Origin of the sequence: Nonomuraea sp. NPDC050733 (assembly GCF_040654215.1) — a bacterium.
Classification (GTDB): Bacteria; Actinomycetota; Actinomycetes; order Streptosporangiales; family Streptosporangiaceae; genus Nonomuraea.
The window spans coordinates 97,020-123,101 of the sequence record NZ_JBFAHO010000004.1 but is presented as its reverse complement, the minus strand read 5'-3'; the positions used below and the strand labels follow the sequence as shown (position 1 = coordinate 123,101).

22 protein-coding genes are annotated in these 26,082 nt (G+C 71.4%); 10 read left to right on the top strand and 12 right to left on the bottom strand.

Annotated features, from left to right (window positions below; genetic code table 11):
• Nucleotides 1-33: 33 nt before the first annotated feature.
• Nucleotides 34-687 carry a response regulator transcription factor gene (locus AB0H64_RS10110; protein ID WP_357622967.1) on the bottom strand — a complete coding sequence of 218 codons (654 nt, stop codon included), beginning with the start codon at nt 685-687 and terminating at the stop codon, nt 34-36.
• On the bottom strand, nt 687-2,120 hold the full coding sequence (locus AB0H64_RS10105) for a sensor histidine kinase (protein WP_357622457.1): 1,434 nt from the start codon (nt 2,118-2,120) through the stop codon (nt 687-689). The genes AB0H64_RS10110 and AB0H64_RS10105 overlap by 1 nt, the downstream gene beginning before the upstream one ends.
• 110 nt (nt 2,121-2,230) lie before the next feature.
• Here AB0H64_RS10105 and AB0H64_RS10100 point away from each other — a divergent pair, with 110 nt between their 5' ends.
• Nucleotides 2,231-3,136, top strand: a complete 906-nt coding sequence (locus AB0H64_RS10100) for an ABC transporter ATP-binding protein (RefSeq protein WP_357622454.1) — start codon at nt 2,231-2,233, stop codon at nt 3,134-3,136.
• Nucleotides 3,133-3,867 carry an ABC transporter permease gene (locus AB0H64_RS10095; RefSeq protein WP_357622452.1) on the top strand — a complete coding sequence of 245 codons (735 nt, stop codon included), beginning with the start codon at nt 3,133-3,135 and terminating at the stop codon, nt 3,865-3,867. The genes AB0H64_RS10100 and AB0H64_RS10095 overlap by 4 nt, the downstream gene beginning before the upstream one ends.
• Nucleotides 3,868-3,909: 42 nt before the next feature.
• On the opposite strand, the gene AB0H64_RS10090 is transcribed toward AB0H64_RS10095, so the two are convergent.
• Nucleotides 3,910-4,815 carry an SMP-30/gluconolactonase/LRE family protein gene (locus tag AB0H64_RS10090; RefSeq protein ID WP_357622965.1) on the bottom strand — a complete coding sequence of 302 codons (906 nt, stop codon included), beginning with the start codon at nt 4,813-4,815 and terminating at the stop codon, nt 3,910-3,912.
• 68 nt (nt 4,816-4,883) lie between these two features.
• Here AB0H64_RS10090 and AB0H64_RS10085 point away from each other — a divergent pair, with 68 nt between their 5' ends.
• Both AB0H64_RS10085 and soxR read left to right on the top strand, forming a co-directional pair.
• Nucleotides 4,884-5,324, top strand: coding sequence for an Lrp/AsnC family transcriptional regulator (locus AB0H64_RS10085; protein ID WP_357622449.1), 441 nt, complete (start codon nt 4,884-4,886; stop codon nt 5,322-5,324).
• 7 nt (nt 5,325-5,331) lie between these two features.
• Nucleotides 5,332-5,844 (top strand): redox-sensitive transcriptional activator SoxR, encoded by a 513-nt coding sequence (gene soxR / locus AB0H64_RS10080; protein ID WP_357622446.1) that lies wholly within the window; start codon nt 5,332-5,334, stop codon nt 5,842-5,844.
• 16 nt (nt 5,845-5,860) lie between these two features.
• Here soxR and AB0H64_RS10075 read toward each other — a convergent pair whose 3' ends face one another.
• Complete coding sequence (locus AB0H64_RS10075; protein ID WP_357622444.1) at nt 5,861-6,334, bottom strand: universal stress protein; 474 nt, start codon at nt 6,332-6,334, stop codon at nt 5,861-5,863.
• Nucleotides 6,335-6,425: 91 nt separating this feature from the next.
• Nucleotides 6,426-9,155, bottom strand: a complete 2,730-nt coding sequence (locus AB0H64_RS10070; RefSeq protein ID WP_357622442.1) for an AAA family ATPase — start codon at nt 9,153-9,155, stop codon at nt 6,426-6,428.
• A gap of 71 nt (nt 9,156-9,226) precedes the next feature.
• Between AB0H64_RS10070 and AB0H64_RS10065 the strand changes: the two genes are divergently transcribed.
• Both AB0H64_RS10065 and AB0H64_RS10060 read left to right on the top strand, forming a co-directional pair.
• Nucleotides 9,227-9,946 carry an ABC transporter ATP-binding protein gene (locus AB0H64_RS10065; protein WP_357622963.1) on the top strand — a complete coding sequence of 240 codons (720 nt, stop codon included), beginning with the start codon at nt 9,227-9,229 and terminating at the stop codon, nt 9,944-9,946.
• Between the two features lie 40 nt (nt 9,947-9,986).
• Nucleotides 9,987-12,425, top strand: coding sequence for an FtsX-like permease family protein (locus AB0H64_RS10060; RefSeq protein WP_357622440.1), 2,439 nt, complete (start codon nt 9,987-9,989; stop codon nt 12,423-12,425).
• Between the two features lie 66 nt (nt 12,426-12,491).
• Here the strand turns inward: AB0H64_RS10060 and AB0H64_RS10055 are convergent, their stop codons facing one another.
• Entirely contained in the window at nt 12,492-13,184 is a 693-nt protein-coding gene (locus AB0H64_RS10055) for a response regulator transcription factor (protein WP_357622437.1), read from the bottom strand.
• The gene (locus tag AB0H64_RS10050) at nt 13,181-14,443 is read right to left on the bottom strand and encodes a sensor histidine kinase (RefSeq protein WP_357622435.1); all 1,263 of its coding nucleotides are present in this window, start codon (nt 14,441-14,443) and stop codon (nt 13,181-13,183) included. The genes AB0H64_RS10055 and AB0H64_RS10050 overlap by 4 nt, the downstream gene beginning before the upstream one ends.
• A 610-nt stretch (nt 14,444-15,053) precedes the next feature.
• On the opposite strand from AB0H64_RS10050, the gene AB0H64_RS10045 reads away from it, so the two are divergent.
• Both AB0H64_RS10045 and AB0H64_RS10040 read left to right on the top strand, forming a co-directional pair.
• The gene (locus AB0H64_RS10045; RefSeq protein WP_357622433.1) at nt 15,054-15,788 is read left to right on the top strand and encodes a hypothetical protein; all 735 of its coding nucleotides are present in this window, start codon (nt 15,054-15,056) and stop codon (nt 15,786-15,788) included.
• A 253-nt stretch (nt 15,789-16,041) separates the two neighbouring features.
• Entirely contained in the window at nt 16,042-17,757 is a 1,716-nt protein-coding gene (locus AB0H64_RS10040; RefSeq protein ID WP_357622430.1) for a tetratricopeptide repeat protein, read from the top strand.
• Between the two features lie 273 nt (nt 17,758-18,030).
• On the opposite strand, the gene AB0H64_RS10035 is transcribed toward AB0H64_RS10040, so the two are convergent.
• The 3 genes from AB0H64_RS10035 to dnaB all read right to left on the bottom strand — a co-directional run bounded on the left by AB0H64_RS10035 (nt 18,031) and on the right by dnaB (nt 21,332).
• Nucleotides 18,031-18,879: a hypothetical protein gene (locus AB0H64_RS10035; RefSeq protein WP_357622427.1), complete on the bottom strand. Its 849-nt coding sequence runs from the start codon at nt 18,877-18,879 to the stop codon at nt 18,031-18,033.
• Entirely contained in the window at nt 18,876-19,388 is a 513-nt protein-coding gene (locus AB0H64_RS10030; RefSeq protein ID WP_357622425.1) for a sigma-70 family RNA polymerase sigma factor, read from the bottom strand. Before AB0H64_RS10030 ends, AB0H64_RS10035 begins: the two co-directional genes overlap by 4 nt.
• A 588-nt stretch (nt 19,389-19,976) precedes the next feature.
• Nucleotides 19,977-21,332 (bottom strand): replicative DNA helicase, encoded by a 1,356-nt coding sequence (gene dnaB, locus AB0H64_RS10025; protein WP_357622422.1) that lies wholly within the window; start codon nt 21,330-21,332, stop codon nt 19,977-19,979.
• 281 nt (nt 21,333-21,613) lie between these two features.
• Here dnaB and AB0H64_RS10020 point away from each other — a divergent pair, with 281 nt between their 5' ends.
• Together AB0H64_RS10020 and AB0H64_RS10015 are read left to right on the top strand one after the other, a co-directional pair.
• Complete coding sequence (locus AB0H64_RS10020; protein WP_357622419.1) at nt 21,614-22,915, top strand: MATE family efflux transporter; 1,302 nt, start codon at nt 21,614-21,616, stop codon at nt 22,913-22,915.
• A gap of 67 nt (nt 22,916-22,982) precedes the next feature.
• A complete protein-coding gene (locus AB0H64_RS10015) occupies nt 22,983-24,458 on the top strand; it encodes an amino acid permease (protein WP_357622416.1) in 1,476 nt (491 codons plus the stop codon).
• Nucleotides 24,459-24,476: 18 nt separating this feature from the next.
• Here AB0H64_RS10015 and AB0H64_RS10010 read toward each other — a convergent pair whose 3' ends face one another.
• Together AB0H64_RS10010 and AB0H64_RS10005 are read right to left on the bottom strand one after the other, a co-directional pair.
• On the bottom strand, nt 24,477-25,220 hold the full coding sequence (locus AB0H64_RS10010; protein ID WP_357622413.1) for an amino acid ABC transporter ATP-binding protein: 744 nt from the start codon (nt 25,218-25,220) through the stop codon (nt 24,477-24,479).
• Entirely contained in the window at nt 25,217-26,080 is an 864-nt protein-coding gene (locus AB0H64_RS10005) for an amino acid ABC transporter permease (RefSeq protein WP_357622411.1), read from the bottom strand. Before AB0H64_RS10005 ends, AB0H64_RS10010 begins: the two co-directional genes overlap by 4 nt.
• Between the last annotated feature and the right edge of the window lie 2 nt (nt 26,081-26,082).

Below are 26,082 nucleotides of genomic sequence, written 5' to 3'. Positions count from 1 at the left end.
ACAATCCCGTGCAGCTTGTCGACCAGGCGGGATTCAGCGGCTGTTGAGGTAGGCGAGCACGGCGAGCACCCTGCGGTTGTCGTCGTCGGACGGGGCCAGGCCCAGCTTGGCGAAGATGCTCGCGGTGTGCTTGGCCACCGCGCTCTCGCTCAGGTAGAGCCGCTGCGAGATGGCGGCGTTGGAGCGGCCCTCGGCCATGGCCTCCAGCACCTGCCGCTCGCGCGGCGTCAGCGCGGCCAGCGGCTCCTTCCGGGCGTTGCTGGCCAGCAGCTTGGCGATGACCTCGGGGTCCATGGCGGTGCCGCCCCCGGCCACCCGGCGCACGGCGTCGACGAACTGCCCCGCGTTGAGCACCCGGTCCTTCAGCAGGTAGCCGATCGCGCCGGAGCCGTCGGCCAGCAGCTCGCGGGCGTAGAGCTGCTCGACGTGCTGCGACAGCACGAGGATCGGCAGGCCGGGCACCTGGCGGCGGGCCTCCAGCGCCGCCTGGAGCCCCTCGTCCGTGAACGTCGGCGGCAGCCGCACGTCCACGACCGACACGTCGGGCCGCAGCTCCACCAGGCCCTTCAGCAGCTCGGGGCCGCTCTCCACGGCGGCCACGACGGTGAACCCGTGGGCCTGGAGCAGGTGGACCAGCCCGTCCCTGAGCAGGTAGAGGTCCTCGGCGATCAGCACCCGGTCGCCCATCAGCACAGCCCCAGCCGGTGCGGCGCCTCGGCCATCCAGCGGTCCCGGTTGTGCTTGGCGGGGATCGCGATGGCGGTGGCGTACATGCCGAGGCCCAGAGCGATCATGAAGAGGATGATCGGCCACTGGAGGGGTTCGGGGGCGTACAGGGCGACGAACCACGACTTCTCGGGCAGCGCGAAGGTCTTGAACACGGCGGCGACCATCCCCTGCGGGAACAGCGGGCACCAGGCCAGCGTCCAGCACAGCGCCACCACGGCGGTCTTCCAGCGCGGCAGCTTGTCGCCCTCCGCCCAGTGGACCGGGAGCACCTTGGGCAGCACCATCATGACGCTCGTCGGGCCGCCCGGCGGGCTGTTGATCGCCATCACGCCGTCGAAGGCGGCCAGCCGCCGCTCGATTCCGCGCAGGCCGCTGCCCTTGGCGGGGTCCGCGCCGCCCAGGCCGTCGTCCGTGACCGTGACGCGCAGGGCCCGCCCGTCGGAGCTGATGTCCACGGTCGCCGAGCCGGCGTCGCCGTGCCGGGCGGCGTTGGCGAGCAGCTCGCTGACCGCGAAGTAGGCCGCGGCCTCCACCGGAGGCTCCGGCCGGTGCGGCAGGTCCACCTCCACCTCCACCCGCAGCGCGGTGTCCATCGCGAGGGCGCGCACGGCGTCGGCGAGCCCCCGCTCCGCCAGCACCGGGGGGTGGATGCCGCGGATGAGCCGCCGCAGCTCGGTCAGCGTGTCGGCGGAGGCGTCGCGGGCCTTGGTCATCAGCGTCTTCGCCGCGGCCGGGTCCGAGTCCATCAGCTCCTCGGCCGCGCCCAGGGTCATGCCGATCGCGATGAGCCTGGCCTGGGTGCCGTCGTGCAGGTCGCGCTCGATACGCCGCATCTCGGCCGCCTGGGAGTCCGCGGCGATGCTGCGTGACTGGTGGAGGTGGGTGAGCTGGCCGCGCAGCACGCTCGTGCGGGTGGAGGACAGCAGCAGGACGCACCACTGGCCGTACACCCGCAGGCCCCGGGCGGGCGCCACGAGCAGCATCGGCAGCAGGGCGATCTTGATCAGCGGGTCCAGACCCAGCCACAGCAGGTCGCGCCAGGTCGCCGGGTCGGTGGACAGCCACTTCCACCGGGCGTTCCAGGCGGGGACGCGGGGCGACTTGTACAGCGTCCGCTCGTAGCGGTACATCCCGTCCGTCAGAGGCTGCGGCGGCGGCGGTTCCGGGAGGTACGGCGAGTCGATCCGGATCCCGGACCAGGCACCGATCCGGCGCCGGGTCTCCTCCGCCGTCTCCCGCACCATGCGCATGGCCGGCGGGTAGAGGAAGACCAACCCCAGCGTGAACGTCAGGATCACCGCCGGCAACACCAACAGCAGGATGCCGATCTGGACGATGATCATTCCGAGCAGCGCGGACACCCGGGCCGTCCCGGTCAGTCGTCGGAGCATGTCACCAGTGTGCGTGAACAACGACAGGACCCGCACTGTACCTAGGTACACCTTCACCGGGCATCCAGCCCGATTCCCGGCAACCGGCCCCGATTCCTACCGTCGAGGCCATGAAGGTCATCGAGGTGAGGAACCTCCGCAAGAGCTACCCCCGTCACGTGGCGGTGGAGGACGTGTCGTTCGAGGTGGCCGAGGGAGAGATCTTCGGCATCCTCGGGCCCAACGGCGCCGGCAAGACGACCACCGTCGAGTGCGTCGCCGGTCTGCGGGTGCCCGACTCCGGCACCGTACGGGTGGCCGGGCTCGATCCGCACCACGACCGCGACGAGCTGCGCCGCGTGCTCGGAGCGCAGCTCCAGAGCGCCGCGCTGCCGGAGAAGATCAAGGTCTGGGAGGCCCTGGACCTGTACGCCTCCTTCTACCCGCACCCCGCCGACTGGGAGGAGCTGATGCGCCGGGTCGGGCTCCACGACAAGCGCGACACCGCGTTCGGCAAGCTCTCCGGCGGCCAGCGCCAGCGGCTGTCGGTCGCCCTGGCCCTGGTCGGCCGGCCGCGCGTGGCCGTGCTCGACGAGCTCACCACCGGCCTCGACCCGCAGGCCCGCCGCGACACCTGGGAGCTGGTGGAGCAGGTGCGCGACTCGGGCGTCACGATCGTGCTGGTCACCCACTTCATGGAGGAGGCCGAACGGCTCTGCGACCGGCTCACCCTCATCGACCGGGGCCGCGTCGTGGCCACCGGCACCCCGGGCGCGCTCGTCGCCCAGGCGGGCGGGGAGCAGCGGCTCAGGTTCCGGCCGTCGGCGCCCGTGGACCACGCGCTGCTGCTGGCGCTGCCCGAGGTCCGCTCGGTCACCGGCAGCGGCGGGCACCTGGAGGTCACCGGCGTCGGCGACCTGGCGCCGGCCGTCACGCTGGCGCTCGCCGAGCACCGGATCGTGCCCACCGATCTGCGCGTCGAGCAGGCCACGCTCGACGACGCCTTCCTCGCTCTCACCGGAAGGACGCTGTCATGAGGAAGATCCTCGCCGTCGAGACCAAGCTCTACCTGCGCGAGTGGCCCGTCATGCTGTACACGATCGTGCTGCCGGTCGGGCTGCTGCTGGTGCTGGGCAGCATCCCCGACATGGGCGAACCGGACCCGGCGCTGGGCGGTCAGCGTGTCACCGACACCCAGTTGCCGGCCATGATGACGCTGCTGGCGATGCTCACGCTGGCGTTCACGGTGCTGCCGACCGTGCTGACCACGTACCGCGAACGGGGCGTGCTGCGGCGCATGTCGACCACGCCCGTCCACCCCGTGCGGATGCTGGCGGGTCAGCTCGCCATCAACGTGGCCGTCGGCGCCGTGTCCACCGTGCTGGTCGTCGTGCTCGGCCGGCTCGTGCTGGGGACGGCCATGCCGCGGCAGCCGGTCGGGTTCGTGCTGGTGTTCCTGCTGGGCACGGCCGCGCTGATGGCCATGGGGCTGGTGATCGCCTCGCTGGCGCCGTCCGGGAAGGCCGCCTCCGGGATCGGGTCGGTGGTGATGTTCCCGCTGATGTTCGTGGCGGGCATGTGGATCCCGCGCGAGGTCATGCCGCAGGCGTTGCGCGCCCTCAGCGACTACTCGGTGGCCGGCCCGTTCGCCCAGGCCATGCGCGCCACCTGGGCAGGCGACTGGCCGCAGCCGCTGCACCTGGTGATCATGGCGGCCGGGCTGCTGGTCTTCGGCTGGCTGGCCGTGCGCCTCTTCCGCTGGGAGTGAGCCCTGTGGCGAGCCCTGTGGTGAGCACTGCGGGGGCGGGCGTCAGGCCCAGACGGGGCGGGCGCCCGTGACGTTCAGCATGATCGAGTAGAGCGAGGTGGAGGCGGCGACGAACAGCCGGTTGCGCTTGAGCCCGCCGAACACCAGGTTGGCGACGTAGTCGGGCAGGTGGAGCCGGCCGATCAGCGTGCCGTCAGGGTCGTAGCAGTGCACCGACTTGCCCGCCGCCGCCCACAGGCGGCCGGTGTCGTCGAGCCGCATCCCGTCGTACGCATCGCCGGCCGCCCCCTCCGCGAAGATCCGGCTCTTCTCCAGGGTCCCGTCGCCGGTCACCTCGAAGACGCGGATGTGGCGGCGCCGGGTGTCGGCCACGTACAGCAGCCGCTCGTCCAGGGAGAACGCCAGGCCGTTCGGCCGCTCGAAGTCGTCGGCCACGATGCTCGCCTCGCCGGTCACCGGGTCGATCCGGTAGACGTGGCAGCCGTCGATCTCTTGCTCGGCCCGCACCCCCTCGTAGTCGCTGGTGATCCCGTACGACGGATCGGTGAACCAGACGGAGCCGTCGGAGCGCACGACCGCGTCGTTGGGACTGTTGAGGCGCCTGCCCTCCCAGCGATCGGCGAGGACGGTGATCGAGCCGTCGTGCTCGGTGCGGGTGACGCGGCGGTTGCCCTGCTCGCAGGAGATCAGCCGGCCCTCGCGGTCGAGGGTGTTGCCGTTGGTGTACCCGGCGGGGGTGCGGAACGGGCCGACAGTGCCGGTGAACTCGTCCCAGCGCAGCATGCGGTCGTTCGGGATGTCGCTCCAGACGAGGAAGCGGCCGGCGGGGAAGTAGACGGGGCCCTCGGCCCAGCGGGTGCCGGTGTACAGCCTCTCGACGACGTCGTCGCCGGCGACGCGGGCGAACCTCTCGTCCAGGACCTCGAACTGTGTGGGGATCACATCCATCATGCTGAAAGCCAAGCGCACCTGATCTCGTTTGGTCAAATCCAGATTTTCCTGGATATGATCTGGTCGTGGATGAGATCGACAGGAAGCTGGTCGGGCTGCTCCAGGACGACGCCGGCCGCTCGTACGCCTCGCTGGGCCAGGCCGTGGGGCTGTCCGGCGCGGCGGCGCACGAGCGGGTGCGCAAGCTGCGCGAGCGGGGCGTCATCAGGCGCACGACCGTCGACGTCGACCCGGCCGAGCTCGGCCGGCCGGTGACGGCGTACGTGCTCGTGGACGGCAGCACGTGGATGGGCGACACCGCCGAGCGGCTGCGCGAGATCCCCGCGATCGAGGAGGCGCATGTGATCGCCGGCCCCGCCTCGCTCCTGCTCAAGGTGCGCACGGCGACGACCCGCGACCTGCAGCGGGTGCTGCGGCAGGTGTTCGAGGTGGAGGGGGTGACCAGCACGCAGACCGTCGTGGTGCTGGAGACCTTCTTCGAGCGGCCGAGCAATCCTGAACTATAGTCGAGGTGTGACCAGAGCCCTGTGGAACACCAAGGAGCTGACCGTCGGGCAGCTCGCCGAGCGCAGCGGCGTCGCCGTGTCGGCCCTGCACTTCTACGAGACCAAGGGGCTCATCACCAGCCGCCGCACCGCCGGCAACCAGCGCCGCTACACCCGTGACACGCTCCGCCGGGTCGCCTTCATCCGGCTGGCCCAGCGCATCGGCATCCCGCTCAAGACCATCAAGGACGCACTGGAGACGCTGCCGGAGGAGCGCACCCCCACGCGCGGCGACTGGGCCCGGCTGTCGGCCACCTGGCGCGGCGAGCTGGACGACCGCATCGAGCAGCTCCAGCGGCTGCGCGACGACCTGACCGACTGCATCGGCTGCGGCTGCCTGTCGCTCGACCGGTGCGCCCTGGCCAACCCGTACGACCGGCTCGGCGAGGAGGGCCCGGGCGCCAGGCGCATCGACACCCACCTGATCCATGCCGGGCCCGCCGCGGCCAAGACCTCCCCCGCAGGAGAGTGCTGTATCTGACCGCCCTCCCACGGAGTCAGCGGGCGCCGTCCTTCGCGGGCGGAGGGACGATCAGCGTCGGCCGGCGCGCGTGGTGCAGCACGTGGTTGGAGACGCTGCCCAGCAGCACCGACCGGGTCTCCGACAGGCCACGCGAGCCGGTGACGATCAGCGAGGCGTCCAGCTCGTCGGCCACGTCCACGATCGTCTTCCAGATCGACTCCCGGTCGGCCACGGCCCGGTGGGTCACCTCGGAGATCCCGGACGCCCGCGCCAGTTCGGCGCCCTCCTCGGCGTTCCGCTCGGCCAGCTCGCGCCACTCGTCGGTCCCGTCCGAGACCGCCGCGAGGTCCGCCGGCGGATACCTCCTGAGCTGCACCAGCAACGGCTCCCATACGGTCACGACGACGACGGGCTCGGGGGCCAGATGCTTGGCCGCGAACTCGATCGCGGAACGTGAGTCGGCCGAACCGTCATAGGCGATCACCACGGACGTTGAGGATGAAGACATGGCCTGCTCCCTTCACAACTGCTCTCCTCCTGTGCAGCACCGCGTTGATCAGCCGGGATTCCTGTCCGGCCTGTCTGGTGCGTCACACCTGTCAGGACAGGTCGAGGCCGGCGAGCTGGGCGCGGCTGGCCACGTTGAGCTTCGGGAAGGCCCGATAGAGGTGGTAGCTGACCGTCTTGGGGCTGAGGAACAGCTGCGCCCCGATCTCCCGGTTCGTCAGCCCGGCCGCCGCCAGCCGGACGATCTGCAGCTCCTGCGGTGACAGCGCGGAGACCGCCTCGTCGTGCCCGGCGGGAGCGGTGGTGTCGCCCGCGGCCCGCAGCTCCGTCCGCGCGCGTTCGGCCCACGGCCGGGCGCCCAGCCGCTCGAACGTCTCCAGCGCCGCCCGCAGGTGCGGCCGGGCGCTGCCCTTGTGCCGCTCCCTGCGCAGCCGCTCGCCGAAGGCGAGGCGGGTCCGCGCCGCCTCCCACGGGCGCCCGCTGTCGGCGTGCAGCCGTACGGCGGTGCGGAAGTGCTCGTGGGCGGTGTCCCAGTCGGGTTCGAGCAGGGCACGGCAGCGGTGGAGCACGGCGCCGGCCCAGTCGAGGCCGGAGGCGTCCGCCCACTCCTCGAACCGCCGCAACGGCTCGCCCGCCGGGGCGCCCAGCCGGACGGCCGCCTCGATCTGGTCGGGCGCGAAGTACACCGCCTGGATCTGGTGGCGCACCGGCCCCTGCAGGGCGGCGTCGAGCCGGTCCAGCGCCTCGGTGAAACGGCCCTGGCCGAGCTCCAGCAGGGCCAGCGCCCATTCGGCCCAGGCGGGGCCGTTGGCGATCCGGTTGGCCTCGAACCGGTCGAGGCACCGGCTCGCCAGCCGGGAGCACTCGGCGGCCTCGCCCCGTACGGCGGCGATCCAGGCGAGCATGCCTTCGAGGTAGCCGGCCCGGTTCGGCTGGCCGGTGTCGGCGGCCAGCCGCAGCCCTTCGGTGGCGCCGGCCACGGCGTCGTTGAACCGGCCGAGGTAGAGGTCGGAGGCCGTGAGCGTCAGGAGGGCCAGCGGCAGCTTGCCGATGTCGCCGCGCGCCCGGCACTCGGCGGCGACGGCCGCGGAGATGTCACGGCCGGCCTGGAAGTCGCCGACGAGGCCGGCGACGAAGGCGGCGTTGACCCGCAGGGCGTGCGCTCCCTCACGGATCCGGCCGCCGTCGGCGACCAGGCCGCGCATGGTGGCCAGGGCTCCGGCCGGCCCCTTGGCCAGGAACTCGGCCGCGCCCGTGACGGCGTCCACGGCGGGGCCGAGGCGGTCCTCGGGCCGGAGCCCGAGCGCGTGCAGCCGGCCGGCCGCCTCCGCGACGCGGTCGGGGTCGCTGAGCTGCCAGGCGTTGCGGGCGGCGTCGATGAGCATCAGCCCGGCCGTGACGCGATCGGCCGCGACGGCCGGGTCACCGACGGCCGGGTCACCGGTGGCCAGGTCACCGGCGATCAGGTCCGCGCCCGACAGGAGCAGGTCGTGGGCCAGGTGGGGCGCCCCCTCGTCGAAGGCGACACGGGCCCGCAGCTCGGAGAGCCGGGCGAGCGACCGAGGGTCCGTCAGCAGGTGACCGGCCCGGTCGATCAGGTCCTTCGCCCGGCCCGGCTGGCCGGCGTCCGCCGCCGCCACCGCCGCGGAGGTCAACCGGCGGGCCCGCACGGTGGTCTCCGCCGTCAGCTCGGCGGCGCGTTCCAGCGCGGCGGACGCGCCCGCGTTGCCGCTGCGCTCCCTGGCCCGCTCCGCGGCCTGCTCCAGCGCCAGCGCGGCCGTCTCGTCCGGGCCCGTCGCCGCCGCGGCCAGGTGCCACGCCTGCCGGTCCGGCCGCCCGCCGAGGAGCCGCGCGAGGACCCGGTGCAGCCGCAGCCGCTCGGCGTACGTGCCGTGCCGGAACGCGGCGGCGCGCATGAGCGGGTGCACGAACGTCACCTGCGCCCCGTCGATCCTGATCAGCCCGGACCGCTCCGCCGTGTCGAGGGCCGTGGGGGCGACGCCGAGCTCCTCGGCGGCTCGCATGATCACGGGCAGCTCCCCACCGTCCTCGACGGCGGCCAGCACGAGCACGGTCGCGGCGTCCGCCGGGAGCCGGGCGATGCGCGCCGCGTACGCCTCCTGGATGCGGCGCGGCAGCGGCAGCGGGCCCTGGGCGGGGGCGCTCTCCTGGAGTTCGAGCAGGGCGAGCGGGTTGCCGCCGCTCTCTTCGATGATCCGCTCGCGCATGGGCCCGGCGAGACCCGGCGCGCGGCCCGTCAGCAGCCGCTCGGAGCTCTCCCTGTCCAGCCCGGCGAGCACGTGCTCGGGCAGCCCGGCGGCGTCGAAGCCGTCACGGGCTCCGAACAGCAGCACGACGCCCTCCGCGTGCAGACGGTGAGCCGCGAACCGCAGCGCCGCCGCCGAGGCCCTGTCCAGCCAGTGCGCGTCGTCCACGAGACACAGCAGGGGGCCGTCGTCGGCCAGGTCCGACAGCAGGGACAGCACGGCCAGGCCGACCAGGAACTCGTCGTCCCGGCCGGCGGGCCCGATGCCGAGCGCGCCCCCCAGCGCCGCCGCCTGCCGCTCCGGCAGCGTGCCCACGCGGGCGAGGACGGGACGCAGCAGCAGGTGCAGCGAGGAGAACGGGATCTCCGCCTCGGTCTCGATGCCGGTGCCACGCAGCACGGTCATGTCCCCCGCCCGCTCGCCCGCGTAGGCGAGCAGCGAGGTCTTGCCGATGCCGGGCTCGCCGCGGATCACCAGCACGGCGCTGCGGCCCTCACGGGCCCCGCCGAGCAGCGTGTCCAGCCTCGCCTGATCGGCGGCGCGTCCTTCGAGCACCTGCGGAATCCTAGTCACTCGTCCGGTACCCCGTCTCGTCGGGCGTCCGTAGCGTTCGGACCGTGGATCTCATGCAAGGGGTCGATCTGACCTCGGTCACCAAGCAGTACGCGCACGGCGTCACCGCGCTCGACGACGTGACGATCGGCTTCCGGACCGGCACGTTCACAGCCGTGATGGGGCCGTCCGGTTCGGGCAAGTCGACGATGCTGCAGTGCGCCGCCGGGTTGGACCGGCCCACGTCCGGACAGGTGACGGTCGACGGCCGTGACCTGGCCCGGCTCACCGACAAGCAGCTCACGCTGCTGCGGCGCGACCGGATCGGGTTCGTCTTCCAGGCGTTCAACCTGCTGCCGTCGCTCACCGCCGCGCAGAACGTCGGCCTCCCCCTGCGCCTGGCCGGCCGCCGCCCCGACCCCGAGCTGGTACGGCAGAGCCTCGCGGCCGTCGGCCTGGCCGGCCGCGCCGGGCACCGGCCGGCCGAGATGTCGGGCGGCCAGCAGCAGCGCGTCGCGATCGCGCGGGCCCTGGTCACCCGGCCCGCCGTGCTGTTCGCCGACGAGCCGACCGGCGCCCTCGACGCCAACACCAGCCGGGAGGTGCTCCAGCTCCTGCGCACGCTGGTGGACCGGCACGCGCAGACCATCGTGATGGTCACGCACGACCCGGTCGCCGCCTCGTACGCCGACCGGGTGGTGTTCCTGACCGACGGGCGCGTGTACGGCGAGCTGGCCGACCCCACGGCCGAGCTCGTCGCCACCCGCATGCTGCAACTGGAGGCGTCGTGCTGACGATCACCCTCGCCGCCCGCATGCTGCAACTGGAGACGTCATGCTGAGGATCGCCCTCGCCACCCTGCGGACGCGGTGGGTGTCGTTCGCCGGCACCTTCGCCGCGCTGGCCCTCGGCGCCGCCCTGATCGCCGCGCTCGGCCAGGTGCTCGCGACCACCACCGGCGCCCCCGACCGGGGGCCGCAGCGCTACGCCGCCGCGCCCGTCGTCGTCGTGCCGGACGACCGGCTCACCGTGCCCACCTGGCAGGGCGGCAGCAGCGCGCCCCTCGCCGAACCCCGCGGCATCCCCGCCGACGTGGCCGCGCGCCTCCCCGGAGCGGTCGTGGACCGGGCCTTCCCCGCGCAGCTCGCCGGCGGCCCTCCGGCCGTGGGGCGCCCGTGGGCCGCCGCCAGGACGGCGCCGCACCGGCTGCTGACCGGCCGGGCCCCCGCCTCCGCGCGGGAGGTCGCGGTGACCGGCGGCGCCCGGGTCGGCGATCGGGTGTCCGTCGTCACGGCCTCCGGCGCCGGCGCGTACACGGTCGTGGGCGTCACGTCCCCCGGCCCCGAGGCCACCGTCTTCTTCTCCGACGCGCAGGCCGCCCGGCTCTCCCCGCGCGTCACCGCGCTCGCCCTGTGGAAGCCCGCCGCCGAGGTGACGGCCGTGGCCGGTGGGAAGGCGCGTGTCCTGACCGGTCAGAGCAGAGCGCTCGCGGACCCCTCCCGCGCGGCCGACGAGAACGCGCGGGACAACGCCAACACCATCGTCGGCATCGCCGCCGGGTTCGCCGGGTTCATCGCCGTGTTCGTGGTCTCGTCCACGTTCGCTTTCGCGGTGGGGCAGCGGCGGCGGGAGTTCGCCCTGCTGCGGACGATCGGCGCGACCGTGCCCCAGGTCAGGCGCATGGTGTACGGCGAGGCCCTGCTGGTTGCGGTGACCGCCTCCGCGGCCGGCGCGCTGCTCGGCCCCTTCGGCGCCCGTCCCGTCCTGGACTGGCTGGTCGGGCTGGGGATGGCTCCGGGCTGGCTGGTGCCGAGCGCCTCCCGGGTGCCGTCGTGGATCGCCTTCGGCACCGGCGTGGTCGTCGCGCTGCTCGGCGTGGCCGTGTCGGCGCGGCGGGCGGGCCGGGTGCCGGCGGCCGAGGCCATGCGTGAGTCGAGCGTCGAGCAGGGCGCCATGACGCCCGGCCGCTGGGTCGCGGGCCTGGCGATCCTCGCCACGGCGCTGGTCAGCATGACCGTGACGGCCGTGGGCAACCCGTCGTCCGCGACCGGCAACAAGTCGTACATGCCGGTTCTGATGCTGCTCGTCGCCGCCGTCGGCATGCTCGCGCCCGTTGTGGTGCGGCCCGTCACCCGCCTGCTCACCTGGCCCGTCGAGCGGCTGCGCGGCGCCGGCGGCACGGTCGTCGCCGCCGGGGCCGTCGCCTCAGCCCGGCAGACCGCCGCGACGGCCGCGCCCGTGCTGGTCACGGTCGGCCTCGCCGCCTCGCTGCTCGGCGCCGCCGCCATGAGCGACGCGGCCAGGACCACGCTGGAGACCCGGCCGGTACGCGCCGACTATGTCGTGATCCCCACCGGCTCCGCCGGGCTCGACCGGCAGCTCGTCCGGCGCCTGCGCGACATCCCGGGAGCCGACGTCACCACGACCACCCCGACCAGCGTCTACACCCTCGAAGGCAGGACCGCGCTGATCCGGCGACCGGCCGAGGCCGTCGACCCCGGGGCGCTGCTCCGCAGCATCGACGTGCCGGTCGTCGCCGGCTCGCTGGCCGGGCTCCGCGACGACACGATCGCGGTGTCCGCGACATGGGAGCTGAACGTCGGCCAGTCCGTCACCATGTGGCGCGCCGACGGCAGCGAGACGTCCCTCACGGTCACGGCCGTGCTCGGCGACCGCTCCGCCGCCGACTCCTACGTCACCCCGGCGCACGCCTTCTCCGCCCTGCCGTCCAGGGCGTACGTCAAGCTGCGGCCCGGTGCGACGCCGGAGCAGGTCGGGGCGGCGCTCCGGCAGGCCACCCGGGGCCACAACGCCGACGCCCTCACCAAGGCCGCGTGGGAGCGGCAGATCGACACGCGCCGCGCCTCGGCCAGCCGGCTGGGCCTGCTGGTGGTGCTGTGCATCATGCTGGCCTACACCTCGATCGCCCTGGTCAACACCCTGCTGATGGCCGCGTCGGACCGCGAGGCTGAGCGCGGGTCGCTGCGGCTGCTGGGGGCGACGCGGACACAGATCCTGAGGTACGTGATGGGCGAGGCGCTGCTGGTGGTGGCGGTCGGGACCGTCCTGGCCGCGCTGGCCACGGCACTCAGCCTCTTGGGTCTGTGGACGGCGCTGGTCCAGCTCACCGGGCCGGTCGGGGACACGCTGCCGTGGGTGGCGATGCCGTGGGGGACGGTCGCCGCGGTGACGGCAGGCTGCGCGCTGCTGGCCGTGCTCGCGGCGGTGGTCCCGGCCCTGTCGGCCAAGGGCTTCAGATCCCCGGCGACCTGACCGGGACCGCGTACAGGGCCGGGCCGGATCGGGCGGCGAGAAGCCGGCCCGGGGAGCGCCCGCCGGTCAGCGGCTCACCAGTCCTGTCCGGTACGCGATGACGACCAGTTGCGCACGGTCGCGCGCACCCAGTTTCGCCATGGCGCGGCTGACATGGGTGCGCGCGGTCGCCGGGCTGAGGAACAACTCGGCGCCGATCTCGTGGTTGCTCAGGCCCTGCCCCACCAGAGCCAGCACTTCGCGCTCGCGCTCGGTCAGCACCGCGAGCCGATCCTCCGCGGTCCGGACAGCTGTTCGTCGCGCGGTGAACTGGCCGATGAGGCGCCGGGTGATCCGCGGCGCGAGCAGCGCCTCTCCGGCGGCGATCACCCGGATGGCATGCAGCAGCTCGGCCGGTCCGGCGTCTTTGAGCAGGAAGCCGCTGGCGCCCGCCTGCAACGCGTCGAAGACGTACTCGTCGGTGTCGTAGGTGGTGAGGATCAGGACTCGGACCCGCTCCAACCCGTGCGTCCCGGCGATCTGCGCGGTGGCTTGAATCCCGTCCAGTTTCGGCATGCGGATGTCCATGAGGACGACGTCGGGGCGAGTGGCGCGAGCCCGCTCGACGGCTTCGGCGCCGTTGGTGGCTTCCCCCACCACCGTGATGTCGTCCTCGAGGTCGAGCAGGACCTTGAACCCGGAACGTACGAGACCCTCGTCGTCGGCGACCAGTACCTTGATCGGAGCGTTGGCCGGCACTGACGCGGCCGCCGCGTTCACAGGCGCGACCCGGTCGGCGCGAGGGGCAGTCGTGCCCTGACCTCGAACCCGCCGCCGGGAAGCGGTTCGGCGTCGAGCTCTCCACCCAGCAGCTGACAGCGCTCGCGCATACCGAGGATGCCCCGGCCGGGCTCGGCCGAGCCGCCGGTGCCGGCCGGATGCCGGGCCGGCAGGTGCGGGCCCGCGGGGTCGTCATCCGGGACGGCACGGCGGCCCTCATCGGTCACGCGGATCTCCAGCACCTCGACCCCGGGGTTCACCGCCACCGTCACCCGGGTCGGGCCGGCATGACGGATCACGTTGGTGATCGATTCCTGGAGGATTCGGTAGGCGGCGCTCCCCACCGCGCTCGGCAACGGCGCCGCGGGCGAGGTCTCCTCAAGCTTGACGTCGAGTCCCGCTTCGCGCGCCTTGGCGGTCAGCTCGTCGATCTGCCCCAGCCCGGGGTACGGCCCGCGCCCGTCCTTGCCGTCACCGTCACCGTCGTCGTCGCGGAGCACCCCGAGGATGGCCCGCATCTCCCGCAGCGCCCGGGAGCTGGTCTGCTCGATGGCTCGCAGCGCCTCACGCGCCACTTCCGGCCTCCTGTCGAGCACGTGCGCGGTGACACCGGACTGGACGTTGATGATCGCTATGGCGTGAGCGACGGTGTCGTGGACCTCGCGCGCGATGCGGAGCCGTTCGGCGTCGACACGGGCCCGCGCCTCCTCCTCGCGGGTCCGTTCAGCCAGCTCGGCGCGCTCCTGGGCCTCGGCCGCGATGACCCGCCGGGACCGGACGGACTCGCCGAGAGCCGCGCTCATGACCGACGCGCCGATCCGGAAGAACACCCAGCCGATGGCGGCACGTGGCTCGACGTCGGCCGCGGCGACCAGCCAGACGACGGCGAGCACCGTGATACCCGCACCGGCTGTGACCAGCGACCGGCGCCCGTCACCGTACGCGGCGAGGGTGTAGAGGGCGACGAAGAGCCCGAGCCAGCCCGGCCCGTCCGGGAAGTCGAGGGTGTAGTACACCAGGCTGGCCAGCGCGGCGATGACGAACACCGGCATCGGCCAGCGGCGGCGGGCGGCGACGACCGCGCCGCTCACGACCAGCAGGACGTAGCCCAGGTTCCCGAGATCGGTGAGGGGACGCTGTACCACCTCGCCGGCATTGCGGACCACCGTGCCCTGAACCTGCATCACGGTGACGAAGACCGTGAGCAACACGTCCTGCGCCGGCACAGGCAGGCGTAACGACGCCACGCGGTCTTTCATGCCACGATCCTACGGTTCGCGGGCGCGAGAACACTTCCGCCCGGACGCGCGACCGCCTACGACGACGGGCGTACCTGGCACGGGTGGCATACGTAGGGCTGCGTAGACGTGGACCCGCCGCCGGCCGCAGGCCGACCTGGACACCTGGTCCGCTGATCCGGGTGCGGTCCGTCCTGACTCTGGGTAACTACTTAATGTCAACAGTTCAACACTCCAAGTAGTCACGGAGGAATGCATTGGCTGGACTCCGACGACGGCTACGTCTGCGCCGTACGCTCCTCCAGCCAGCGGTGGAAGTTCCTGGGCAATGGCGACCAGGTCGAATGGTGGCAAGACGAACGGCCCGTAGTGGTCCGCAACAGCGGGTCCAGCTCCGACGGGGGCAGCGGCAGCCGACCGCGTGCCCAGTACCGCGCCACCCCGCAGACCTACACCATCCGCCATATGTAGCTCCAGCGAACACAGACAGCATCCGCGACCCGCGAGGGGCAGGGTTGCGGCACACACTCGCGAGACAACCACGGCCGGCGGCCGCCTACGCCGCCTGCCCACACGCGGTTCGGCCCCTTCCCGGGACAGCCGCGTCAGCCGTCAACGGTAAGGGAGCACCATGAGCGACAACACGGAACCGAAGCTGATCCACGGCCACGGGGTCGAGGCGTGCCCGGAGGGGCACTTCTGTCTCTACCGGGCCAATGACTTCAACGCGGGTACGACCCCGGGGCGTGGCGACAAGATCCTGGCCATCCCGCTGGGCGCGTACGTCAACGACTTCTCCGAGTACGGCTTCGACCACAGCGGCGACGGGGTGAGCGCCGTCGTCAACAACACGGTCGAGGACAACGCGCTCTTCTCGGCCGCCGACCAGCAGGGACACTCGCTACCGGTGGAGCGTGGGGCCTCGATCGCGAGACTGTCGGAGATCCCCATGGCCGGGAGTCCGAACGGCTCCTGGAACGACCAGGCCCAGTCCGCGCTGGCGTCCCGCTTCGTCGGGAATCTGCGCGTCGACCAGGAGCTGCGGGGCAGCTGGCCGGAAGGTTCGGGGCACCTCTACTCCTACCGGCTCACGATGCACGCCGAGGACACCCGCGTCATGAGATGGGCCGTGGGCTTCGGTGGACTGCCGGAGGGAAGCTCGCTGTCCAAGAGCTTCGCCGACACCTTCTGGGGCGAGATCCTCCGCGACGGCACCGACGGCGCCGTCCTGCTCGGCTCCCCCGCCGACGGCGGACACAGCGTCGATCCCGGGACGGCCCTCCCCATCGACATCCAGGTCGTGTACCCCGCCCAAAGCCCCGCCTACGAACACCTCTCAGGCCTGAACGCCCAACAGCTGGGCTGACCCGGACCCCCGCCCGCCCCTGCTCCCCCGGATGGCCGCATCCGGGGGAGTTTCTGAAGGGTCTCCGCGACCTGGATGCTCAGTGCGCGCGATCGCTCCGTCCCTGACCTGTGGGGATGTGGCTACACGCAGCTCGCCGCTGACGCCGCCGGCAGCTCCTTCAGAATTCCCGAAGTCTCAGCTCCTCGGAACTTTCGCCGCGCATACGGAGTCGTTGGCTATAACTGATCGATTCCGTTGCTGTGGGGGAATAGTGGAACTCGCCAACTCAAGGGCGGAGAAGGCGGCGGAGCGCGGGGAGGAACACCGGCTGGCGGAGCGCCACGAAGCGGCCGTCGAGGAGTTCACCAGGGCCATCGACCTCGTCCCCGACCACACCTACGCGCTCGGCTCGCGCGGACAGGCGCTCAGCGCCCTGGGACACATCGAGGCCGCGCTCGCCGACTTCGACCGGGCCGTCGAGCTCGATCCCGACCTCGGCTGGATCTACGTCGAACGAGCACGCACGCTGGCCGACGCCGGCCGCGAGCAGGAGGCCCTGGCCGACTACGACAGAGCGATCGCGTTCTTCCCGGACGACGCCGGCGTCCACACCGCCCGTGGTGACCTGCTCTGGCACGACCCGGAGGCAGCGGTCGACGCCTACAGCAGAGCGATCGAGATCGACCCTGACGACAGCTTCTGGGCACTGATCGGGCGGGCCACCCTCCACCGGCTCGACGAACGCCTGGAGGAGGCGCTGGCCGATCTGGACAGGGCCGTCGCACTGAACGCCGACGTGTCGTACGTGTTCACGGAGCGCGGCCGGGTCAACCTGCGGCTGAAGAGGTACGAGCAGGCGCTGGCGGACCTGGACCTGGCGATCGAGCTCCACCCGGACAACAGCGACTCCTACACCGAGCGCGCATGGGTCAAGTACGAGCTCGCACAGGCCGAGGAGGCCATGGCCGACGTGAACGTAGCGCTGGCCGCGACCCCCGACGACAGCAAGAGCCTTGAGTTGCGGGGCATCCTGCACATAGTCGGGGGCCGGACCGCGACGGCGGTGGCCGACCTGGACCGGGCGATCGAGCTGGACCCCGAGGCGCTGTTCGCCGTGCTGGTCCGCGGCCAGGCCCACATGGAGCTCAAGCTGTACGACGCCGCGTACGCCGACTTCAGCAGGGCCATCGAGCTCGGGATCGACGACGCCGACACCTACGTCAGCCGTGGTGACGCGGCCCTGCAGCGCGGTATGGCGGAGGATGCGCGGGCCGACGCCGAGCTGGCGCTGGAACGCGAGCCCGATCATGTCCACGCGCTGGTCCTGCGCGGGTTCGCCAACCGGATTCTCGGCCGGCTGTTCGAGGCGCAGCTCGACCTGATGAGAGCCGACCACCTTTCGCCTGGCTCCCCTGTGGTCGCGCGCTGCATCGCGGAGATCGGGCCCACCCTGGACGGCCAGATGGAGGAGGTCCTCATGACGTCCTTCGCTGAGACGGTCGCCGACTCCGCGCGGGAGCTCGTGGCGGTCGGGGCCGCCGTCGAGGAGACGCGCACGACGGAAGCGGCCGAGTTCGCGGCCATGGTGTTCGCGCTGCGCGATGCGGATGAGGCGCACATGGAGGACGCCGCCGTGGTGGAGGCGCGGCTGGCACGCGACCCCGGCGACCCTTACGCGCTGGCGGTGCGGGCGGTGCTGCACCGGTCCGCGGGCCGCCACGACGCCGCGCTGGCCGATCTCGACGCGATCCTGCGGGCCGAGCCCGGCGCCTGGTGGACGGCGGCGCTGCGGCGCACGGTGGACTCCGGCGACGGACGGCGGGAGGAGCAGGACGGCGATCTCGCCTGGGCGTACCGGCTCGGGAGGCTCGGGCTTCCGCCGGGCGTCGAGGTGATCTGCGCGATGGCGGTGGCCGGTGGCGCCGAGCTGATACGAACGGTGTTCCCCGCCGGCTCACAGACGCTGCTGGAGATGTTGGAGGACTGAAGGAGCAGTCACCGGCCTGCCTCCCGTCACCATGTGTAGGTTCCGTGTTTCGGTGTCACATGCTGGTCCTGTGAGCTGGGTGTTTTGGCGGCTCCCCGCTCCGTGTCACCTTGATCGTTCCGCGCTTGGTGTCATTTTCTCGGCGTCCGGTGGAAAGACAGCATCTGTGAAATCGGCCTTGGGTGTGGCTCTTCCGCAGTGGCCTTCTGAACTGGGCATTTACTGGCCTGGCTGTCTGAGCGTGTAACCGTCTTCTAGGTATCGTGACAGCGCTCAGCCGCCGTCGGTGCACCCGGCTTGGGCGTCGTGATACCACGGCGAGGCCTCAGCCTGTTGGGGACCGGCATAAATGACGACCTTGGTACGCCCCAACAAGACCACGTCTGATGGCCACCATGCATCGGGCACGTTCGGGCGAACTTCTCTCTTGGGCCCCACGCGGAAGGAGTCGATTCCCAGCCCGCGCTTGGCCAGCTCACCGCGAAGCTGCCCTACCGTCATGCGCATGTAGGGCACGCAGTGCAGCACCTCTCCGGGGGCGCTGATCTCGCCGGTGGTGGTGTAGTTCTCACCCTCCCTGGCGGGTCTGCCCAGGATCACGCTGTTGGGTCCTGCCAGATCGGCTGGAATCCGGAGCTTCACCGTGCAAGGGTCTTCGAAAGCCGGGCAGTTCGGGTCGGGGATCGGCTCGATCTGCGGAGTCTCCTCCTCGACCGACGTGCCCTGACCACCGACCACCTTGCCCACCAGGCTCGGCGACACCGGCTCCAGCTCCAGCTCGACCGGCAGTCCACGCGCCCGGAACTCCTCGGCGTACTTCTCCGGCGCGGCGTACACGTCCTTCACGGTGACGATGTAGTCCTTGCCCGACCTGGTGAAGTCCAGCGCCTCCGCCGGTCGCGACCAGACCACGACACCAAGAGCGGCCACGGCGATGACGGTGCCCAACGCCACGGCGAACACCGCCGGCTTCCATGTCCTCCTGCGTGGCACGGGCTGTGGCCTGGACGCGGCCATGATGTGCCGCGCGTGAGCCGCCAGATCCGATGGGTCGGCGCGCACGCCGGAGGCCGGATCGTGCGCCCGCAGCATAATCGTCAGCTGCCTGACATCGTGGTTCATACGGCACTCTCCCCGAATTGCGGCTGGTGCTGAGGGTGGTCGGCGAGGGACTGTTCGAGTCGTTTGCGGGCGCGGTGCAACCGCATCGTGGCCGTTGGTCTGGAGCAGCCGGCAACTTGGGCTGCTTCGCGGAGGTCGAGCCCTTCCCAGGCGACCAACAGCACCAGTTCCCTGTCGCTCTCGCTCAGGCTGTTCAGTGCCGTCAAGGCCGCCTGCCGCGCGACAACCGCGACGGCGTGATCGTCGATGTCGCCGACGTCGTGGACCGCGAGCAGTCCTTCGCGCCTCTTCTCCTTCTTGACGAGGTTCCGGATCAGGTTCCGGGCTGTGACATACAGCCATGGCAGCGGCCGATCGGGCGGTATTTCCCGGTGCTTCTCCCACGCGATTCTGAACGTCTCGTTGGCGATGTCCGGGGCGTCCGTTGGGCCGACGCGCCGCCACGCATATCGAAGGACCGACTCATAGTGCTCCTGGAACAGGCGCGTGAAGTCTGCTTCTTCATCCACAGTCACACCCCCTATATGTCACCGGGCCACCCGACATCACCGAGGACGATGCGACTGGGGGTGTCCGTTCGGCGTAGCGGCTCGCCTCGCGCGCCTGCACCCGCGGTAGTCCGGGATATGGCGACACCCGGCCCCTCGACGTGTGCTGTCATCAGGAACGGCTGCGCCACGATCCGTGAGACCGACGGGTCGAAGTCGGCGAACAGCAGCCGCGCCGGCTCAAGCCTGGACTCGTCGATCACATGCGAGGATTCGGTGGCTGACCAGTAGGAACCCGAGTAGTGCCGCTGGCCCCGATGCCAACGGAAGACCCGTCATGGCCCGGCACAGAGCAGATCCGCGACCGGTGCGTGACTGAACCGGCCCTCGACCGACACAGCACCGTTTGGCGCCTTGGCCTGGATCGCGGCGGACGATATGACGCGAGAGTTCGGCATAGCCGCTCGACCCCAACAAGGCGATCTCGTCTACGCCGTCACCATGACACCAGCAGTTGTCACCCGATCGAGGGAGCAAGCTGACCTGCCAGTCCGCGATTCATGTCGCAAGCGACAGACAGACGACACGGAAACGCGGACTACGACAACCCTAGTGTTGAGCCATGTCGACGAAGCGGGAGTAGTGCCCTTGGAAGGCGACGGTAACGGTGGCGGTCGGTCCGTTTCGATGTTTGGCGACAATCAGGTCCGCCTCGCCGGCCCGTGGCGACTCCCGCTCGTACGCGTCCTCCCGGTGCAGCAGGATGACCATGTCAGCATCTTGCTCGATCGATCCCGATTCGCGAAGGTCGCTCACCGCTGGGCGCTTGTCGGTGCGCTGCTCGGGGCCACGGTTGAGCTGGGAGATCGCGATGACCGGGACCTCCAGCTCCTTGGCCAGCAGCTTGATGGCACGCGAGATCTCCGAGACCTCATTCTGGCGGCTCTCGGTCTTCTTCGGCGAGCTCATCAGCTGGAGGTAGTCGATGACCACGAACCGCAGGTCGTTGCGCTGCTTGAGGCGGCGGCACTTGGCCCGGATCTCCATCATGGACATGTTGGGCGAGTCGTCGATGAACAGCGGCGCCTCGGCCACCTCGCTCATCCGGCGCGCCAGCCGCGTCCAGTCGTCGTCGCCCATCATGCCGGAGCGCATCGCGTGCAGCGCCACCCGCGCCTCGGCCGACAGCAGACGCATGGTGATCTCGTTGCGTGACATCTCCAGCGAGAAGATGACGGTGGTCATGCCGTGCTTGATCGCCGCGGACCGGGCGAAATCCAGACCAAGCGTGCTTTTCCCGATTGCCGGGCGGGCGGCCACGACGATCATCTGGCCCGGGTGGAGGCCGTTGGTGAGCTGGTCGAGGTCCTGGAAGCCGGTGGGGACGCCGACCATCTGGCCGCCGCGGCTGCCGATGGCCTCCAGCTCGTCCAGGGCGCCCGGCATGATGTCGGCCAGCGGCGCGTAGTCCTCGGAGGTGCGGCGCTCCGTGACCTTGTAGATCTCGGCCTGCGCGCGGTCGACGAGGTCGTCGACCTCTTCGTTCTGGCCGCCGTAGCCGAAGGAGACGATGCGGGTGCCGGCCTCGATGAGGCGGCGCAGGATGGCCTGCTCGCGGACGATCTTGGCGTAGTAGCCGGCGTTGGCGGCCGTGGGGACGACGGCGGTCAGCGTGTGGAGGTAGGCGGCGCCGCCGACCCTGGCCATCTCGCCGCGCTTCTGCAGCTCGTCGAAGACGGTGACCGCGTCGGCGGGCTCGCCCCGGCCGTACAGGTCGGTGATGACGTCGTAGATCATCTGGTGGGCGGGCCGGTAGAAGTCGTCGGAGCGGATGATCTCGACGACGTCGGCGATGGCGTCCTTGGACAGCAGCATGCCGCCCAGGACGGACTGCTCGGCCTCGATGTTGCTGGGCGGTGTGCGTTCGAAACCCGGGCCGGCGCCCGTCTCCTCGTCGATGCTCACGGTGCCCCCTCAACAGCTTCCGTCGGTCGCACCACCCCCACTTGTAGTCGACCGGTCTGACAGTTTGGCCGCTTCCCGGGCGGACAGCAACGCGGCCTGTGGATAACCCTGTGGACAAGCTGTGGATTATCGCGCCCAACATGTGAAAGCTCTGTGGACGAGCCTGGGGATAACTTGTTCACTTCTCAACGACCATGAGGCCGACCAGGGGAAACACTGTCCACCGGCTGTGGAGGAAAGAAAGTTAGCCCGACATGCCAGGTAAGGGCCATAATAGGCAAATGCCCATTACACGCCAGGATAAGGAGATCCTCCGCCTTGCCGTGCCGGCGTTCGGCGCGCTGGTGGCCGAGCCGCTGTTCCTGCTGGCCGACTACGCGATCGTGGGGCACGGGCTGGGCACCGTCGCCGTGGGCGCTCTCGGCGTGGCGGGCACCGTCCTCGCGACGATGGTCAACCTGTGCGTCTTCCTCGCGTACGGCACCACGGCGTCCGTGGCGCGGAGCACCGGGGCGGGCGAGCACGGGCGGGCCATGCGCGACGGTGTGGACGGCGTCTGGCTGGCGCTCGGCATCGGCCTCGGGCTCGTCGCGCTCGGCTGGCCCCTCGCGCCGGCCGTCGTGAGCCTGTTCGGCGCGAGCCCGGAGCAGGCCGCCGAGGCGGTCACGTACCTGCGCATCAGCCTGCTCGGCGCGCCCGGCATGCTCGTCGTGCTGGCCGGCACCGGCGTGCTGCGCGGCCTCCAGGACACGGTCACCCCGCTCGCGGTCGCGGTCGGGTCGTTCGCGCTCAACGCGGCACTGAACGCGTGGTTCGTGCTCGTGCTCGGGTGGGGCATCGCCGGCTCGGCCTGGGGCACCGTGCTCGCGCAGACGCTCGGCGCCGTCGTCTACGTGGCCGTGGTCGTCAGGGGCGCCCGGCGGCTCGGCACGCCGCTGACCCCCGACGTGGCGGGCGTCAGGCGGGCGGGTATGGCCGGCTTCGCGCTGTTCGTCCGTACGGTGTGCCTGCGGGTCGTGCTGGTCGTGGGGACCGTGATCGCCACCCGGATGGGCGAGTCGCAGCTCGCCGCGTACGCCATCGCCACGCAGCTGTGGACGCTGCTGGCCTTCGCGCTCGACGCCATCGCGATCGCGGGACAGGCGATCACCGGCCGCACCCTCGGGGCCGGCGACGCGGACGCGACCAGGGCGGCGACCGTGCGCATGGTGCGCTGGGGGGTGTGGTCCGGCGTGCTGCTCGGCCTGCTGGTGGTCGCGGCCCGGCCGCTGCTCCCCGGGCTGTTCGACGCCGATCCGGACGTCACCGGGCAACTCCTGGCGGTGCTGTGGCCCGTGGCGGCCTTCCAGCCCGTCTGCGGCGTGGTGTTCGTGCTCGACGGGGTGCTGATCGGCGCGGGCGACCAGCGCTACCTCGCGTGGGCGGGGGTGTGGACGACGCTCGCGTACCTGCCGGCGGCCCTGGTCGCGGCCGATTTCGGCATCGTTGCTCTCTGGTGCGCGCTCGGGGTGTGGATGGTGGCACGTCTGATCACGCTCGGCCGGCGGGCCGCGGGCGCTGACTGGCTGGTGACCGGGGCGTAACCGTCCCGTGCTTGCTGTTGCAGAAGTGGTGGGGCACTGTGGGCGAGTCCCATGAGTGGGGTGTGCTTTGTCCACGATTCTCCGACGCCTGCCGCCGACCGAGGCGAGCGGGCTGCGCACGGGAGCCCGGCACGGTCTCGCCGAGCTCTACCGGCCGGCCGACCTCGTCGTGCTCGGGCTCGGCGTGATGATCGGCGCGGGCATCTTCAGCATCGCCGGGCAGCAGGCCGCGACCATGGCGGGGCCTGGCGTGATCCTGTCCTTCATGATCGCGGGCATCGCCAGCCTGCTCGCCTGCCTGTGCTACGCCGAGCTGGCGTCCACGATCCCGGCCTCGGGCAGCGCCTACACCTTCGCCTACGTGATCTTCGGTGAGGTCTGGGCGTGGGTCATCGGCTGCGCGCTGATCCTGGAGTTACAGCTCGCCGCCGCCGTGGTGGCCAAGGCGTGGGCGGAGCTGACGGTCCGCGCCATCACCGACTTCGGGCTCCACCTGCCCCACCAGGACCTGGTGAGCGGCCTGCTCGTGCTGTTCATCCTGGCGGTGCTCACGGGTGTCGTGGCCCTGAACGCCCGCATCGGGCTGCGAGCCCTGTGGATCATGGTGGCGGCCAAGCTGCTGGCGATCGGCGCCGTCATCGTGGTGGGCGCCACGTACGTCAAGGCCGCCAACTTCGGCGACCTGTACGCCCCGCCCGAGCCGCTGGACGTGGCGCCCTCGACCGTCTTCGACGTGGTCGTCGGCCAGAGCCACGCCTTCGGCTGGTCCGGCATCTTCGCGGCGGCGCCGGCGATCGCGTTCGCCTACGTCGGCTTCGACATCGTCGCGACCGCCGCCGAGGAGACCGTCAACGCGCCCCGCGCGGTGCCCAAGGGCATGATCCGCAGCCTCGTCGTGGCCACCGTCATCTACATCGCGGTGGCCGTGGTCATGGTGGGCATGACCCCGTACACGCGCATCTCCATGGACGCGCCGCTGTCCAGCGCCTTCCGCGGCGTCGGGGCGGACTGGATGGTGCACGTCATCGACATCGGCGCCGTGCTCGGGCTGACGACCGTGATCCTGGTGCTGATCGTCGGGCTGACCAGGGTGCTGTTCTCGATGGCCCGCGACGGCCTGATCCCGCGCGGGCTGTCCGCGATCAGCCGCAGGTACCACACGCCGTCCCGGGTGACGCTGGTGATCGGCGTGGTGGCGGTCCTGCTGGCCGAGTTCGCGCCTGTGTTCACGTTGCAGCAGCTCGTGGTGATGGGGGCGCTGTTCGCGTTCCTGTTCGTGTCGGCGGGCGTGATCGTGATGCGCCGCCGGATGCCGCGCCTCGACCAGGGCTTCCGGGTGCCGCTCTCGCCGCTGCTGCCCGCGCTGTCGCTGGCGGCGACGCTGTGGCTGATGGTCAACCTGCAGCTGCTGACGTGGGCGTGGTTCGGGCTGTGGATGGTGTTCGGGATGCTGGTCTACCTGCTGTACGGCCGGCGGCACAGTCTGCTGGCGCCGCCCCGGGAGGAGCCGGCAGAGGCCGCCCGGGGCCGCCACCGTCGCTGACCCCCGGCCGTCCGCCCGCTACAGTCGTCGCGCTTCGAGCACGCTGCGCAGGAAGTCACGGGTACGCGGCTGGTCCGGGTCGCTGAAGATCTTCTCCGGCGGCCCCTTCTCCAGCAGCACGCCCCCGTCGAGGAAGCACACCGTGTCGGAGATGTCGCGGCAGAACCCCATCTCGTGGGTGGTGAGGATCATCGTCATCCCCGACTGCTTGAGCTCGCGGATGACCTCCAGCACCTCCACGACCAGCACCGGGTCGAGCGCCGAGGTGACCTCGTCGAGCAGCATCAGCCGGGGCTGCGTCGCCAGCGCCCGGATGATGGCCACCCGCTGCTGCTGGCCGCCGGAGAGCTGGTCCGGGTACGCCGTGGCCTTGTGCGCCAGCCCGAACCTGGTGAGCAGCGCGTGGGCCTCCTCCTCGGCCCGCGCCCTGGGCACCTTGTGCACCTGGCGCGGCGCCAGCGTGACGTTGTCCAGCACGGTCATGTGCGGGAACAGGTTGAACGCCTGGAACACGATGCCCAGCTTCTTGCGCACCTGGTCGGCGTCCACCCGTGGGTCGGTGACGTCCTGGCCCTCCAGCAGGATCGCGCCGTCGTCCACGGTCTCCAGCAGATTGACGCAGCGCAGCAGCGTGGACTTGCCCGAGCCGGAGGCGCCGATCAGGCTCACCACCTCGTGCGCACGCACCTCCAGATCGATGCCGCGCAGCACGCTGTGGCCGTGGAAGTTCTTCCACACGCCGTCGATGGTCAGCAGGCTCATGCGCCGCGCCTCCTCCTGGTGCGCTCGGCCAGGTAGTCGGTGAACCTGGCCATGGGGATCGTCAGCAGGATGAACAGCAGGGCGGCCGCCAGGTAGGCGGTGTAGTTGAACTTGCTGGAGGCGTAGATCTGCGCCTGCCGCAGCGCCTCCAGCACGCCCAGCGTGGCCACCAGCGCGGTGTCCTTCTGCAGCGAGATGAAGTCGTTCAGCAGCGGCGGCACGACCCGGCGGGTGGCCTGCGGCAGCACCACGAAACGCATCGTCTTGCCATGGCTCAGTCCCAGCGAGCGGGCCGCGGCCACCTGGCTGGGATGGACCGACTCGATTCCCGAGCGGAACACCTCGGCCACGTACGCGCTGTACGAGAGCGTCAGCGCGATGACGCCCAGGGTGGTGTAGTCGTTCGGGATGCCCTGCAGGCGCAGGGCCGGCAGGCCGAAGCCGACCAGGTAGATCACGAGCAGCGTCGGCACGCCGCGGAAGACGTCGACGTACAGCGTCGCGAGCGCCCGGATCGGGAACAGGGCGGCCGTCCTGGTCGCCCGCAGGAGCGCGACGAGCAGGCCGACCACCAGGATGATCGGCTCCGCGATCAGGAAGATCTTGATGTTCAGCCAGAACCCGGTGAGCACGTCGGGCAGCGACCTGACGAAGTGCTCGGGGTTGAAGAACGTCTCCTGCACGCGCGGCCAGCCCGGCGAGCTCGTGACGATCCAGCCCACCAGGACGACGAAGACGAAGGTGGAGGCGGTGGCGATGGACGCGGAGCGGCGGGTCCGCGCCCTGCGGACCCGCTCCCGCTCCACCTGTCGATCGCTCTTGACCCAGACCGGGCCGGCCGGCATGTCAGTCATCGGCATGT